The organism is Gordonia sp. SCSIO 19800 (assembly GCF_018132775.1).
Classification (GTDB): domain Bacteria; phylum Actinomycetota; class Actinomycetes; order Mycobacteriales; family Mycobacteriaceae; genus Gordonia; species Gordonia hongkongensis.
Map to the genome: position 1 here is coordinate 97,672 of NZ_JAGRQM010000006.1, position 13,363 is coordinate 111,034.

Consider the following 13,363-nt stretch of genomic DNA (forward strand, 5'->3'; position numbering starts at 1 on the left):
CTTTCCACGATGAGCACCGCGGGCGACTTCGACGACTATCTGCAATCGTTGGGACGGTTGACCTCTCACGTCGACCCCACCGCGTCGACGCCGGAGGCCGAGCGGATCACCCAGGCCACGGCGCGTCTCGGTGAACTGCTCGACACCGACATCGCGGGACTGGCGGCGTGGGTGCGTGACAACCCCACCGATGTCCCCGTACTGGGGCTCGCCGTCGGGCTGTCCCAGGAGAAGCTGAAGAACGCCCTACGCGACCGGTTCGACACCAGTGGGTGGCATGCATTGGCGCGCGCACAACCGGTCGAGCTGGTGACCTGGCTCGACACCGAATTCGACCTGGTCCGCATGTTGCGCACCCAGCTGTCCCGCACGTTCACCTTCGCCGACATTCTCGTGGCCCGCGCCGGCACCCGCGCCACCGCCACCCGCGCGGGCGCGTCGGGCCGGCGTGTCGAGGACGAGATCGAGGACATCGCCCGCGACATCGGCCTCGACTACGTCACCCGCTCGCGGTTCGCGGGACGCAACGGCCGGACCGCGCCCGCCGACCTCATCGTCGGCGACCCGGCGTCGGCCGACATCGTGGTCGCGGCCAAGGGCTTCGACTCGACGGGCTCCAAACTCACCGACGCGGTCCGTGAGATCGAGGAGATGGCCGAGGTGCGGCTGCCGACCCAGCTCGTCCTCGCGGTGATCGACGGGATCGGTTGGAAGTCACGGCAATCCGACCTACGCCGCATCCACCAGCTGTGGGCCAACCGGCAGATCGACGGGATGTACACGCTCGTCGGACTCGACCGGTTCCGCGACGACGTCACCGAATTCGCGAAGTTGCGCCGGTTGATCTAATCGGCCTCCGCGAGCGGTAGGCGCACCCAGAACGTCGCTCCCGCACCGGGGCTCGTGTCCACACCGACGCGGCCGCCGTGCGCGGCGACCAGTGCCGCGACGATCGAGAGGCCGAGGCCGCTACCGCCGCCGGAGCCGCGATGTCGGGACGAGTCCCCGCGGTAGAAGCGTTCGAAGACGCGCTCGGCGTCCTCGGGCGAGAGCCCCGGCCCGGTGTCGGCGACGGTCAGCACCGCCTCCCCGGGGCTCGCGGCGTCGTCGACGCTCACCCCGACCGTGATCGAGGCGTCCGCCGGGGTGTGGTTCACGGCGTTGCCGATGAGGTTGCGCAGCACCTGGACCAGGCGGGGCCCGTCGCCGAGCACGACCGGCGGCCGATCGCCCGGGACGACGTCGAGCCGGATCTCGCGCTCGGGGGCGGCGACACGGGCGCTCTGCACGGCATCGGCGGCCAGGCCGAGGAGGTCGACGGGTGCCGAGTCCAGCGGCCGCTGCGCGTCGAGTCGCGCGAGCATCAGCAGATCCTCCACCAGCAGGTTCATCCGGCCGGCCTCGTCGTCGATGCGCCGCATCGCGTCGGTCACGTCGGGGACGCCGCCCTGTGAATAGAGTTCGGCGAATCCCTTGATGGACGTGAGCGGGGTCCGTAGTTCGTGGCTGGCGTCGGCGACGAAACGGCGCATCCGCTCCTCGGAGGCGCGGGCCTGCTGTTCGGACGCGGCCGTCGAGGCGAACGCATGCTGGATCTGGCCGAGCATCCGGTTCAGCGAGTCCGACAGACTGCCGACCTCGGTGTTCGGCGGCGCCGGCGGCACCCGCCGCGTCAGATTGCCCTCCGCGATCTCGTGCGCGGTCTCCTCGACCCGGCGGAGCGGGCGCAGACTCGTGCGCACCAGGACGTAGCTCAGCACCCCGATGAGCAGGACGACCAGCGCGCCGATCGCGAGCTGCAGCCAGACCAGCCTGCTGACCGTGTCGTCGATGTCGGACATCGGGGTGGCCACGATGGATCTGCCGAAGCTGTTGCTGTGCTTGATGACCCGCCACTGCGGCCCGTCCCCGTCGACCGACGGGACGGTGACGGGTCCGGCGTTGTCACCGGTCAGTCCACTGAGGTCGGGTGCGTCGTCGAACTGGTTGTAGACGTTGTCGGCCGACATCCCGCCGGGCCCGTAGACGACGGACTCGACGTAGTAGGGCGACGGCGGCCGACGCGGCCCGGGTGGGCCGGGGCCGTCGCCGAGGAGACCACGGGGTTCGGCCCACGTGCGTACCGCGTTCTCCAGCCCCTCGTCGGCGCGGGAGATGAGGTCCTGCCGCATCGACGAGGTCACCGCGACACCGGAGGCGAGGAGTCCGACGGCGACGAGCAACACCGTCAGCGCCACCATCGAGATCCGCAGTGGGACACCGCGCTTCCGCGTGCCGCGGCCGGCACTCGTCACCGTCGCATCAGTCACGGGGCTCACGCATCACGTAGCCGACGCCGCGGAGGGTGTGGATGAGTCGCTTGTCCCCGGTGTCGAGCTTGCGCCGCAGGTACGACACATAGGATTCGACGACGTTCACCTCGCCGCCGAAGTCGTAGTTCCAGACGTGGTCGAGGATGCGCGGCTTCGACAACACCGTGCCCGCGTTGACCATGAAGTAGCGCAACAGCGTGAACTCCGTCGGCGAGAGGGCGACCAGTTCGCCCGCCTTGAACACCTCGTGGGTCTCGTCGTCGAGTTCGATGTCGGCGAAGGTGATCTTCGACGACGCGCGCTTCTGGTCGTCGAAACCGCTGCGGCGCAGCAACACCTGTAACCGGGCGACGACCTCTTCGAGACTGAAGGGTTTGGTGACGTAGTCGTCACCGCCGATGGTGAGGCCGTTGATCTTGTCCTCCACCGTGTCGCGCGCCGACAGGAACAGTGCCGGCGCCTCCACCCCGTCGGCACGCAGCCGGCGCAGCAGCCCGAACCCGTCCATTCCCGGCATCATCACGTCGAGGACGAGGACGTCGGGTTTGGCGATGCGGCATCGGTCGAGGGCCGCCGGACCGTCGGCGGCGGTCTCGACCTCGTAGCCCTGGAACTTCAGCGACACCGACAGCAATTGACGGATGTTCTCCTCGTCGTCGACCACGAGGACCTTCGCGCCGCGCGTGTTGTTCTGTTTCGCCGCTTCACTCACACGACCAGAGTCCCAGGCGGCCCTGGAACCTCACTGTAGGCACGCTGGGAGATTCCTGTGAACGCTGACCAGCGGATTCACCTCGACGTGAACTCAAGCGTCGGGATCACCATACGCCGCGGCCATCTCCTCCGAGCCACGCCACCGCGAATAGGTCGGACTCTGGGGCCATCCGTCTGGGGAGTCCTGCCACTCTTCCTGCCGCCCGTAGGGCAGCACATCGAGTAGTCCGAACGTGAAGCCCAGCTGTTCGGTGCCGCGTCCCGTCGAGTGCCACGTGCGATAGACGGTGTCGCCGTCCCGGAGGAACACATTCACGGCGAACCCCTCGCCCGGCGCGGCGTCGACGTCGGCGGAGAACGTCGTACCCGCCGACGAGTACCAGTCCATGCGATTGCCGACCCGCCGCTTGTACGCCAGCACCTCGTCGATCGGCCCGTGCGTGATGATGACGAACCGTGCGTCGTAGTCGGCGAGGTAGTCGAGTCGGCTGAACTGGGTGGTGAAACCGGTGCAGCCGGGACACTGGAACCGGGCGCCGTCGGTCCACATGTGGTTGTAGACGATCAGCTGTGAGCGTCCGTCGAAGATGTCGACCAGACGGATCGGCCCGGCGGGCCCAGTGAGGACGTAGTCGTCCATCTCGACCATCGGGAGTCGACGACGCTGCGCGGCGATGGCGTCGAGTTCGCGGGTCGCCGCCTTCTCGCGGCGCCGCAGGTCGGCCAGCGCCGCCGCCCAGGTGTCGCGGTCGGCTACGGGTGGGAGTGCCGCGGTCATGACGAAGCCTTTCGCTCGGTGGTGAGAACAGTCCACCGGGTCTGACCCGCGCCCGTGGCGGAAATTCATCGGAAAGGGGGCACAGCTCTACGAAGGGGAAAGGGCGTATGTGCTCTGAAGCCGTCGGACGTGCTCGCGGACCTCATACAGCTCCCGACGCGCTGCTCGCTGCGCCTTCTCGCCACCCACACCGGCCTGCAGCCGGTCCACGAGCGAGTCCGCGACGCGTTCCAGCTCTTCGACCAGCACCCGCGCCTGCGCCTGCGCGGCCGGGTCGATGGGTCGCCGTGACGGAACCATGGGTGTCATCGTAGGTTCTCCGATCGTCAACCGCCCACGATCATCAGCGGTGCGTACGGGCCGGTCGAGATTGAGTCTCGATGGCGGCGAGATGAACTGTCAGTGAATCCATCCGTCGTGACAGTCGACGTTGTCGCATTCGCACTAAATTGTGTGCATGGATGCTAATGACGAGCGGCGTCAGATCAGCGAAGTACAGGACCGGCTGATCGGCCTCTACTCACACCGACGACCAGAAGACGTCGCCGCCGCGGTCGAGCAGGCCTACGAGCACTTCAGCGGGACCGAAGTCCGCGACTTCGTGCCGCTGCTGGTGGAACGCCGCGCGAACAAGGCTCTCGGCGGCACCGACGTGGTGGCCGACCCGACGACCGTCCCGCCGCACGTCGGGGAGTGAGCCGGGCCGGGGTCGCGTCCGTGGGAGGTCCCGGTGGTCAGCAGCACCCGGTGGTCGCATTGAGTACCTGGCGCAGCGCTTCCAGAGACTCTGGCCTCGGGCGGTAATAGACATTCATCCCGCGACGTTCGGGGGAGACCATCCCGGCCTTGCGTAGTTGACCCAGGTGATGGCTCGTCGTTGCTTCGGTGAGCCCGACCGCGGTCGCGAGATCGCAGGTGCAGATCCCGTCACCGCCGTCGGCGAGAAGGATCGAGACCAGTCTGATCCGCACCGGATCGGCAAGAGCCTTGAGCCGCAACGCGATCTCGAGAGCCGTGGCGTCGTCGAGTGGCGCTGCCGACACGGGCGCACAGCAGATGGGTGCGCTGATGTCGACCATCGGCAGGGTCTTGGGCATGGTCCGACCCTACCGGCTGTATTGACATATGTCGAAAAGGTGGCATTCTGCAAGAACGTCCGGATTTGACATATGTCTCACAGGTGAAGGTGGTTCCCCTCATGTCCCGTATGCAACTCGCACTCAATGTCGATGACCTCGATACCGCGATCGAGTTCTACTCCAAGCTGTTCGACACCGCCCCGGCCAAGCGGAAGCCCGGATACGCGAACTTCGCGATCGTCGAACCCCCGCTGAAATTGGTACTCCTGGAGAATCCGGGTCAGGGCGGCACGATCAACCATCTCGGGGTGGAGGTCGAATCGAGCGAGACGGTGCATGCCGAGATCGCCCGACTGTCCGGCGAAGGCATGTTCACACAGCAGGAGATCAACTCCACCTGTTGTTTCGCAACGCAAGACAAAGTGTGGGTCACCGGTCCGAGCGACGAAAAGTGGGAGATCTACACCGTGCTCGCGGATTCCGACACCTTCGGAACCAGCCCGAAGCTGTTGGCCGAGAGCGGTGTCGACGAATCCGCCGAGGGGTCGGTGTGCTGCGGCGGTAGCGCCACCGACCCCGCCGACGCGCGCACAGCCTGCTGCTGACCGAGCGTCGTCGTACTTGTCGGTGGGTGGTCGTACGGTGATGTCATGCAGTTCGGGGGCGATGACACAGGCGCTTCGGGTATCGAGCCCGGAGACGAAATGTCGCTGTCTGCAGCGCTTTCCGTTACCGAGTTGTCCGCCGGTGAACTCGTGGACGTCATCACCCACTGCGCGTCGATCACCTACGCCGTACCGAACACCGCACCCGCCACATTCCGGCAAACCCACCTCTTTTCCGTGAATCCACCTGGTCCGAGCGTGGTGGGAATCTGGAAAAGGGGTGGGCTTGCGGGCACCCCGCCAACCCCGCACCGTTCTGAACGCTCACCGCTCCAAGCGGTTGGCGAGGGCGCGGATGCGGGTGGTGATGTCGTCGCGGATCAACCGCATCCGTTCGAGGCCGTCGATGCCTCGATCGGAGGGTTCGTCGGTGTTCCACACCTCGACACTCACCCCGTCGGGCGGGGTGACCTCGGCGGTGCCGACCACCACGACCAGGTCCGCGGCTCGCATCATCTCGTCCGTGAGCTGTCGTGGCCGATGTCCGCCGGCGTCGGCTCCGACCTCGGCGAGCACCCGCGCGGACAGTTCGTTGACCTGCCCGCCGATCTTCGCGTTGGTCCCGGCGGACGACGCCGCGATCCGGTCGGTGACCGTTGCCGAGAGACGTTCGGCCATCACAGATTTGCCACGGTTGCTGACGCACACGAACAGCACATTGATGGGGTCAGACATGGCGCGCGGGCTCCCCAGTCGAGTCGGGTGTTGCAGAGAACCGCTTCCGCAACGCGAGGGACACATAGACCAGGGCGACGAGGACGGGGACCTCGATGAGCGGTCCGATGACCCCGGCCAGGGCCTGGCCGGAGGTCGCACCATAGGTGGCGATCGCGACGGCGATGGCGAGTTCGAAGTTGTTGCCGGCCGCGGTGAACGCGAGCGTGGTGGTGCGCGCATACCCCAGACCCATCGCGGCGCCGAGCACGAACCCACCGCCCCACATCACCGCGAAGTAGATCAGCAGCGGCAGAGCGATACGCGCGACGTCCCAGGGCTGCGACATGATCTGCTCACCCTGCAACGCGAACAGGATGACGATGGTGAACAACAAACCGTAGAGGGCCCACGGTCCGAGGCGCGGCAGGAACGCGGACTCGTACCACTCACGCCCCCTGGTCCGTTCACCGATCCGGCGGGTCAGGTACCCGGCGACCAGCGGGATGCCGAGGAAGATCAGCACCGACTTCGCGATCTGCCACGGCGAGGCGTCGATGGTCGTCTGTTGCAGGCCGAGCCAGCCAGGCAACACGGAAAGGTAGAACCAGCCCAGCACGGCGAACATGATCACCTGGAACACCGAGTTCAGCGCGACCAGAACGGCAGCGGCTTCGCGGTCGCCGCAGGCCAGGTCGTTCCAGATGATGACCATCGCGATACATCGGGCCAGCCCGACGATGATCAGTCCGGTCCGGTACTCCGGCAGGTCCGGGAGCAGGAGCCAGGCCAGCGCGAACATCAACGCCGGGCCGATGATCCAGTTCAGGACCAGCGACCCGAGCAGCAGGCGACGGTCGGCGGTGACCGAGTCGAGCCGGTCATAGCGCACCTTGGCCAGCACCGGATACATCATGATCAGCAACCCGAGTGCGATCGGCAACGAGATGTCGTCGAGTTCGACGGCCGCCAGCGCGTCGCCCACGCCGGGAACACTGCGGCCCAGCAGCAGACCCACCACCATCGCGGCGCCGATCCACACCGGCAGGAACCGGTCGAGCATCGACAGCCTGCCCGCAACGGCGGTTTCCGTGACGTTCATCGTCCGGCCTCACACGAACGTGCTTCCCCCAGAACCGTGGCGAGACAGCCGAGCAGCCCCGACAATTCTTGTAGCGCAACAATGTTCACGCGGTAGTACACCCAGGTCGCGCGTCGCTCGCTCGTCACCAGACCAGCTTCGCGAAGCACTCTCAGATGGTGCGAGATCGTCGGCTGCGAGAGGTCGAACGGTCCGGAGATGTCGCACACGCACGCCTCACCTCCCGGATGCGCGGCGATCTCGGACAACAACCGCAACCGGACCGGGTCCGCGAGTGCCTTCAACGCCGGAGCGACGGTCTCCGCCTCGTCGGTCGTCAGGCCGCGGGAGACCGTCGCCAGCAGGTTCTGGTTCGACATTCATCAATATTGACAGATGTCGAACCAAGCGAAGGCGTCGACCTACAACCCTTTCGCGTACGGCGCGGTGTAGCCGGTCTTCAGTGGTTCGTCCCCCAGCCATGCCGCGAGCTCCTCGGCCCGGGCATCGAGAGCCCGGCGCGCTTCTCCGGACAACGGTTCGAGCGGGACGACGTCGATCGTCGAGTCGGCGCGGCGATACCAGCCACCGACGATACGACCATCCCACCAGGCGGTCTGGCCCCCGTTGCCCGCGGAGTCGAAGACCTGCGGCGCGTGGCCGCCGAGATAGAAGCCGCGCTCCTTGTAGCCCATGGTGGTCGGGTCGAGCTCCGGAAGGAGCACGGCCTGCGGTTCGACCGGCTCGTCCCCCGTGCCGTCGACCCCGGTGCCGTCGGGTAGATCGTCGGGCAGGACGTGGCCGACTCCGCCACCCTCCAGGTCGACCTGGACGGTCTCCAGTTCGGCGAGGGCCGCGCGGACCGCGGTCTTGGTCGACCCCAGCCACCACACCAGGTCCGTCTCGGTGCCGGGTCCGTAGGTCCGCAGCCAGCGTCCGATCAGCGCGCAGTGCCCGTCGTGGACGCTCATCGACGGCAGGTCCTCGCCGAGCCAGAGCGGCATGGATGTCCACGCCGGCCGCGACAGATGCCAGCGCAGCCGGTTGGGTCCGCGGACGATCGCCCCCTCGGCGTCGAGCATGTTGAGCACACGCGGGCCCATCGGAGCGCGTCCCGCCCACGTGGTGCCCGCGCCGTGGCTGATGTAGCCGTCGAGTGCGGGCAGACGCTCGCGGAGTTCGGTAGAGGTCAGCGACTCACCACCGGCGAGTTCGGCCAGGACTGCCTGCCGGGCGGTCTCGATCCAGCCCTCCGGGTCGTCGAAGTCGGGACTGCGGCGGAGGTCGCGCAACATGTTGGTACGTTCCGACGCCGAGATCCGCGGCCCGAGGGCTCCGACGGACTCGGCCAGGATGTCCCGCGGGAAGACGAACAGCGTGCGACGCATCGCGAGGTGCTTGACGAGCGTCCGGTCGTCGTAGAGGGCGGCGTCGACCGACTCGCGCGAGAGCTCCGGATCGACCCGGGCCCATGCGGCGAGGTGGACGCTCGACGGTGTGGTCGCGTGCAGACCGACCATCGTGGCAGCGGCTTCTACGGAGTCGGCGGCTCGAGACGAGACATCGAGGTGTTGCCGGCGCATGAGGCGAGCGCGGCGTTGCGCGTCGGTGATCGACAGGCGGCGGCTCATCGCACGGGCACCCGGGGTGGTCGCATGGACAGATCGTAGTGATCGGAGCCGACAGCCCGGGTGACCCGGCAGGCGAGGAGGGGACGCGGGTGCCGGAGACCGCCGACCCCCGTCGACCCGGTGTCCGGCACCCGCGCGGTCGTGTGGGCCGAACGACACACAGCCCCCGACGGGCAGTGTTCGCGACACTTTCGGTGTGTCCTTCGACCGACGCAACCTGTGCGCTTCCCGACCCCCGTCGAGTTGCGCCCCACCAGCAGACCCCACGAACGCGACCCACTCCACCCCCGTTCCGGAAACCGGCACATAAGCGCAGATCAAGCCGCTAACGGACTATCCGGACCGGACAGAACCGGTTCCGGATCCGCTTGTCACGTCCGGTGATCCGCGGTCCGCGGTGTGGCCGTCACCACATCGGATCGCCGATGGTGGCGCGGTGGGTTCGGCTATCGCATGATGGTGCGGTCGATCTGTCGGGGCGAGCACAAGGACAGCTGAGTGGATTTCGGTCAGGCACTCACGCGTTTGTTCGTGCAAGCCGGTCGGCCCACGCTGCGCGCCGCGGCGACACGGGCCCGGGTCTCGGCGCAGCGGATCAGTGACTGGCGCAACGGCCGTCATCTCCCCCGCGACTTCGCGACCGTCGAACCGCTGCTCGTCTGGCTGACCGCACGCGCCGTCGCCGCCGGGGCCGACGACGTCCTGACCATCCCGCAGTGGCGGGAGATGTGGGACCGCCGGACGCCCGACGAGACCCCCACCGCCGAGCCGCCCGCACCGCAGCATGCCCGGCCGTTCCCCGGCCTCGCCACCCTGACCGCGGCCGACAGTCAGATGTACTTCGGCCGGGACGACGTCGTCAGCACCCTCGTCGATGCGATCCTGTCGGCCCGCTCCGGACCGCCACCGCTGTCCCCCGCGTCGCGACTGGTGGTGGTCACCGGGGTCTCGGGATCGGGCAAGTCATCGCTGCTCCGTGCCGGCCTCGCCCGGGACAGGCGATTGTCGTCGCCCCGACTCGGCGAGATCACCCCGAGTGGGCTCGTCATCGCCGACCCGGACGTGCCGGGCGACACCGATGCGCCGGCCTCGACGACCGGGGACGCGGTCATCGTCATCGACCAGTTCGAGAACGTCTTCTCGCTCGAGGACCCGCTGCGGACCGAGACGCTGCGCGAGGTCGAAGAACTGGCGTCCGACGTCGTGGTCGTGGTCGGCGTGCGAGCCGACTTCTTCAGTCAGTGCGTCGAGCATCCGTTCCTCGCCGATGCGTGGCAGCACCGCTGCGTGATCGTCTCGGAGATGACCCGCACGCAGTTGCGCGAGGTGATCACCGCGCCCGTCCGACTCGCCGGCGGCCGCATCGAGACCGGACTCGCCGACGTGATGATCACCGAGCTGTACGAGGCGTCGACCGGCGGTGACCGCGCCGGCCGCCTGCCGTTGCTGGCGCACGTTCTCCAGGCGACCTGGGCACGCCGGACCGGTAACCGCATGACCCTGTCCGGGTACCGGGCCACCGGCGGTATCGCCCGCGCGGTCGCCGACACCGCCGAGACGGCCTGGGCGGCGATCGATCCGCGTCATCGGGATCTCGCGCGCGCGGTCCTCCTCGCCCTGGTGCACGTCGGGCCGGCCGGCATCGCGCTGCGCGTGCCGCTCTCCACGGCGACCATCGCGAACCGGTTCCCGCCCGAGGTCGCGACCGTCATCGACGAATTCGCCCAGGCCAGGTTGCTCACGGTGTCCACCGACTCGGTGATGCTCGTGCACGACGTGGTGCTCACCGCCTGGCCACGTCTGGCCGAGTGGATCGCCGACGACACCGACAACCACCTCTGGCGCCAGCAGGTCGACGCCGACACCGCGGCGTGGCTGGCCAACGGGCGCGGCCGGTCGTTCCTCTACACCGGGTCGCGCCTCGAGGACGCCAAGCGCCGGCGACGAACCCTGCGCAGCGATTACCTGCATCTGCTGAGCAGCGAGAACGACGCCTTCCTCGACGCGGCGGTCGCCATGCAGCAGCGGCGCCGCATCACGCGCGTCGGCGCGGTGTCGGTGATCGTCGTGCTGGCCATCGCGGCGTCCATCACCGCCGCCATCGGCTTCCGACAGGCCCACGACCTGCGCGAACAGCGCAACGCCGCCGAACGCTCGGCGCTGTTGTCGCACATCGACAGCATCCAGTACTCCAACCCGTCGCTGGCCGCGCGACTGTTGCTCGTCGCCCACGAGGTCTATCCCGACGACCCGACCGTCCAGAGCCGTCTGCGCGGCGCCGCGACGACGCCCCTGGTGGCCCCGCTGACCGGCCACACCGGCCCGGTCTACGACCTGTCGTTCAACCGGACGGGCACGCAGCTCGCGTCGGCGAGCGGCGACCGGACCGTGCGCGTCTGGGCCCGGTCCGGCTCGTCGGACTATCGGGAGGTCGCGGTCCTGCGCGGCTTCGGCAACTACGTCACCAGCACCGACTTCCACCCGACACGGCAACTGCTGGCGAGCAGCAGCGGGGACGGTTCCGTCCGGATGTGGGACCTGACCGACGCACCGAACCCGCGGCTGGCGACGACGGTGTCCCCGGGCCACGGCACCGTCTACATGGTGCGGTTCGCCGCCGACGGGCGGACCCTGGCCGCATCGTCCGACGACGGCACGATCACGATATACGCCGTCTCACCGACCGGAGCGATCCGGGAGACGGCCGTCCTGCGCGGCCACACCGCCGCGGCGCGCACCCTCTCCTTCAGCCCCGACGGACGCGTCCTGGCCAGCGGCGGCGACGACCGGACCGTCCGGCTGTGGACGACCGGCGAATCGCCGCAGCCGCTGGGTGGGCCGCTGACCGGCTTCCCCAGCATCACCCATGCCGTCGCGTTCAGCCCGGACAGCCGCTCGCTGGCGATCACCGGCGACAGTCCGAACACCCAACTCTGGGACGTGGCCGACCCGCTCGCACCCCGCCCGCTGAGCACGTCGCTGCCCAACAGCACGGCCGGGTCGTGGTCGATCGCCTTCGACGGTTCGGGTGCGCAGTTGGCCTCCGCCCGGGCCGACGGCCTGGTCCGGGTGTGGAACACCGCGAACCCGGCCTCGCCGATCCTGCAGTGGGCGCTGCAGACGACCTCCGAACAGGGCTCGGTGCGGACCTTCGCGGCCCGGTTCGACCCCAGCGGCCGCCAACTCGTCTCCGGCCGCTCCGACGGCACGATCGACGTCTGGAGCCTGCCCGGCCGAACCGAACCCGACCGGGGCGGGACCATCACCGGCGTGGACACCGACGACGCGCAACGAGTCCTGGCGACGGTCGGCGCCGACACCACCCTGAACCTGTGGACGATGTCCGACGGCCTCACCCTGCGATCGCGCACGCCCATCCAGCGTCGGGTCAACGACCATCCGCGGGTCAGCCTCAACGGCCCCGGCACCCTCGCCGCGACCGCCAACAACAACGGCGGGCTCGTCGAGTTGTGGGACATCACCGACACCGCGGCCCCGCGACGCGCCGCGGCCCTCGACGTCGCCACCCGCTATTCGTTCCCGGTCGCCTTCGCGCCGTCGGGCCATCTGCTCGCGACCGGAGACACCGACACCACCGTGGCCCTGTGGGACACCTCGGTGCCCGGCTCCCCGCGACGCGTGGGCGCACCGCTGCGCGGACCCACCGACCTCATCCGCAACGTCGCCTTCAGCTCCGACGGCTTGCGGGTCGCGGTCACCTCCGACGACAAACGCGTCTACCTGTACGACCTGACGTCGCCGGGCGCGGACCCGGTCGACGTCATCACCACCGAGGCGCCGGCCGCCCAGTCCGTATTCGACGGCGATGTGCTGGTGGTCGCCTCCCGCGACCTCTCCACGTGGCGGCTCCCGCCGGCCGGCACGGACGCCGAACCCGAACTGATCGACCGGGAGGAGGACATGTTCGCCTCGACGGTGTCCGTCGCGCCGAACCGCCTCACGGTGGGTACCGCGACGCACGAGCTGATCAGTTTCGCCCTCGACGACGACGGCCGGCTCACCGACCCGCAACCGGTCGGGACGCTGCTCGCGACCACCGACACGACCACCACCTGGCAACTACCCGCCCGACTCCCCACCGACGAGCACATCATCTCCGGCGGCGACACCACCGGGAACGTCTACCTGCACACGCTCGATCTCGACGAGGCCCGCGACTGGATCTGCGCCAGCACCGCACCCGTCACCGACGCCCAGCGCGACGCCTATCTCCCGCACATCGACGCTCGCGCGGACTGCCGTCGGGACTGAGGCTTGTTGCGAGACAGGTGACCTCGACACGCGGCGTCCTCGCTGCGCTCGGTCCACGCTGCTCGGCCAGCGGAGGGGCCCGACCCCGCTCCGCCTGCGAAAGCCCCCACCCGCTGGTTGAGCCGGCACCGAGCGCAGCCGCCGGGCCGAGCAAGCGACGAAGGAGCGCGTCGAGGT

Annotated in this window: 13 protein-coding genes; 4 read left to right on the forward strand and 9 right to left on the reverse strand. The window is 68.7% G+C overall.

Annotation, left to right across the window (positions count from 1 at the left end; all coding sequences use genetic code 11):
• Positions 1-9 precede the first annotated feature (9 nt).
• A complete protein-coding gene (locus KB201_RS09395) occupies positions 10-849 on the forward strand; it encodes a hypothetical protein (RefSeq protein WP_058251235.1) in 840 nt (279 codons plus the stop codon).
• On the opposite strand, the gene KB201_RS09400 is transcribed toward KB201_RS09395, so the two are convergent.
• The 4 genes from KB201_RS09400 to KB201_RS09415 all read right to left on the reverse strand — a co-directional run bounded on the left by KB201_RS09400 (position 846) and on the right by KB201_RS09415 (position 4,104).
• Complete coding sequence (locus KB201_RS09400) at positions 846-2,240, reverse strand: cell wall metabolism sensor histidine kinase WalK (protein ID WP_175404308.1); 1,395 nt, start codon at positions 2,238-2,240, stop codon at positions 846-848. The two genes, KB201_RS09395 and KB201_RS09400, sit on opposite strands and share 4 nt — an antisense overlap.
• Positions 2,241-2,301: 61 nt before the next feature.
• A complete protein-coding gene (locus KB201_RS09405) occupies positions 2,302-3,024 on the reverse strand; it encodes a response regulator transcription factor (RefSeq protein WP_058251237.1) in 723 nt (240 codons plus the stop codon).
• Positions 3,025-3,117: 93 nt separating this feature from the next.
• Positions 3,118-3,804: a DUF899 family protein gene (locus tag KB201_RS09410; protein ID WP_211539010.1), complete on the reverse strand. Its 687-nt coding sequence runs from the start codon at positions 3,802-3,804 to the stop codon at positions 3,118-3,120.
• Positions 3,805-3,891: 87 nt separating this feature from the next.
• Entirely contained in the window at positions 3,892-4,104 is a 213-nt protein-coding gene (locus KB201_RS09415; RefSeq protein WP_137810474.1) for a hypothetical protein, read from the reverse strand.
• A 157-nt stretch (positions 4,105-4,261) separates the two neighbouring features.
• Between KB201_RS09415 and KB201_RS09420 the strand changes: the two genes are divergently transcribed.
• Positions 4,262-4,501: a three-helix bundle dimerization domain-containing protein gene (locus KB201_RS09420; protein WP_211539012.1), complete on the forward strand. Its 240-nt coding sequence runs from the start codon at positions 4,262-4,264 to the stop codon at positions 4,499-4,501.
• Between the two features lie 37 nt (positions 4,502-4,538).
• On the opposite strand, the gene KB201_RS09425 is transcribed toward KB201_RS09420, so the two are convergent.
• Complete coding sequence (locus KB201_RS09425; RefSeq protein ID WP_211539014.1) at positions 4,539-4,901, reverse strand: Rv2640c family ArsR-like transcriptional regulator; 363 nt, start codon at positions 4,899-4,901, stop codon at positions 4,539-4,541.
• Positions 4,902-5,002: 101 nt separating this feature from the next.
• Between KB201_RS09425 and KB201_RS09430 the strand changes: the two genes are divergently transcribed.
• On the forward strand, positions 5,003-5,488 hold the full coding sequence (locus tag KB201_RS09430) for an ArsI/CadI family heavy metal resistance metalloenzyme (RefSeq protein WP_211539016.1): 486 nt from the start codon (positions 5,003-5,005) through the stop codon (positions 5,486-5,488).
• A gap of 324 nt (positions 5,489-5,812) precedes the next feature.
• Here the strand turns inward: KB201_RS09430 and KB201_RS09435 are convergent, their stop codons facing one another.
• From KB201_RS09435 to KB201_RS09450, 4 genes are read right to left on the reverse strand one after another with little or no spacing between them, the layout of a single operon-like run.
• On the reverse strand, positions 5,813-6,223 hold the full coding sequence (locus tag KB201_RS09435) for a low molecular weight phosphatase family protein (RefSeq protein ID WP_211539024.1): 411 nt from the start codon (positions 6,221-6,223) through the stop codon (positions 5,813-5,815).
• Complete coding sequence (arsB, locus tag KB201_RS09440; protein ID WP_211539026.1) at positions 6,216-7,304, reverse strand: ACR3 family arsenite efflux transporter; 1,089 nt, start codon at positions 7,302-7,304, stop codon at positions 6,216-6,218. Before arsB ends, KB201_RS09435 begins: the two co-directional genes overlap by 8 nt.
• Positions 7,301-7,663, reverse strand: coding sequence for a helix-turn-helix transcriptional regulator (locus KB201_RS09445; protein ID WP_165630605.1), 363 nt, complete (start codon positions 7,661-7,663; stop codon positions 7,301-7,303). Before KB201_RS09445 ends, arsB begins: the two co-directional genes overlap by 4 nt.
• Before the next feature lie 42 nt (positions 7,664-7,705).
• Positions 7,706-8,914, reverse strand: coding sequence for a winged helix DNA-binding domain-containing protein (locus tag KB201_RS09450; RefSeq protein WP_211539028.1), 1,209 nt, complete (start codon positions 8,912-8,914; stop codon positions 7,706-7,708).
• Between the two features lie 498 nt (positions 8,915-9,412).
• Here KB201_RS09450 and KB201_RS09455 point away from each other — a divergent pair, with 498 nt between their 5' ends.
• Positions 9,413-13,186: a PD40 domain-containing protein gene (locus KB201_RS09455; protein WP_211539030.1), complete on the forward strand. Its 3,774-nt coding sequence runs from the start codon at positions 9,413-9,415 to the stop codon at positions 13,184-13,186.
• The last annotated feature ends 177 nt before the right edge of the window (positions 13,187-13,363 follow it).

What these genes read in the sequence shown, in the direction of transcription:
- KB201_RS09415 (WP_137810474.1), bottom strand. Translation starts at nt 4,104, where the DNA reads ATGGTTCCGTCACGGCGACCCATCGACCCGGCCGCGCAGGCGCAGGCG.
- KB201_RS09425 (WP_211539014.1), bottom strand. Translation starts at nt 4,901, where the DNA reads ATGCCCAAGACCCTGCCGATGGTCGACATCAGCGCACCCATCTGCTGT.
- KB201_RS09430 (WP_211539016.1), top strand. Translation starts at nt 5,003, where the DNA reads ATGTCCCGTATGCAACTCGCACTCAATGTCGATGACCTCGATACCGCG.
- KB201_RS09445 (WP_165630605.1), bottom strand. Translation starts at nt 7,663, where the DNA reads ATGTCGAACCAGAACCTGCTGGCGACGGTCTCCCGCGGCCTGACGACC.
- KB201_RS09420 (WP_211539012.1), top strand. Translation starts at nt 4,262, where the DNA reads ATGGATGCTAATGACGAGCGGCGTCAGATCAGCGAAGTACAGGACCGG.
- KB201_RS09395 (WP_058251235.1), top strand. Translation starts at nt 10, where the DNA reads ATGAGCACCGCGGGCGACTTCGACGACTATCTGCAATCGTTGGGACGG.
- KB201_RS09435 (WP_211539024.1), bottom strand. Translation starts at nt 6,223, where the DNA reads ATGTCTGACCCCATCAATGTGCTGTTCGTGTGCGTCAGCAACCGTGGC.
- KB201_RS09410 (WP_211539010.1), bottom strand. Translation starts at nt 3,804, where the DNA reads ATGACCGCGGCACTCCCACCCGTAGCCGACCGCGACACCTGGGCGGCG.
- KB201_RS09450 (WP_211539028.1), bottom strand. Translation starts at nt 8,914, where the DNA reads ATGAGCCGCCGCCTGTCGATCACCGACGCGCAACGCCGCGCTCGCCTC.
- KB201_RS09400 (WP_175404308.1), bottom strand. Translation starts at nt 2,240, where the DNA reads ATGGTGGCGCTGACGGTGTTGCTCGTCGCCGTCGGACTCCTCGCCTCC.
- arsB (WP_211539026.1), bottom strand. Translation starts at nt 7,304, where the DNA reads ATGAACGTCACGGAAACCGCCGTTGCGGGCAGGCTGTCGATGCTCGAC.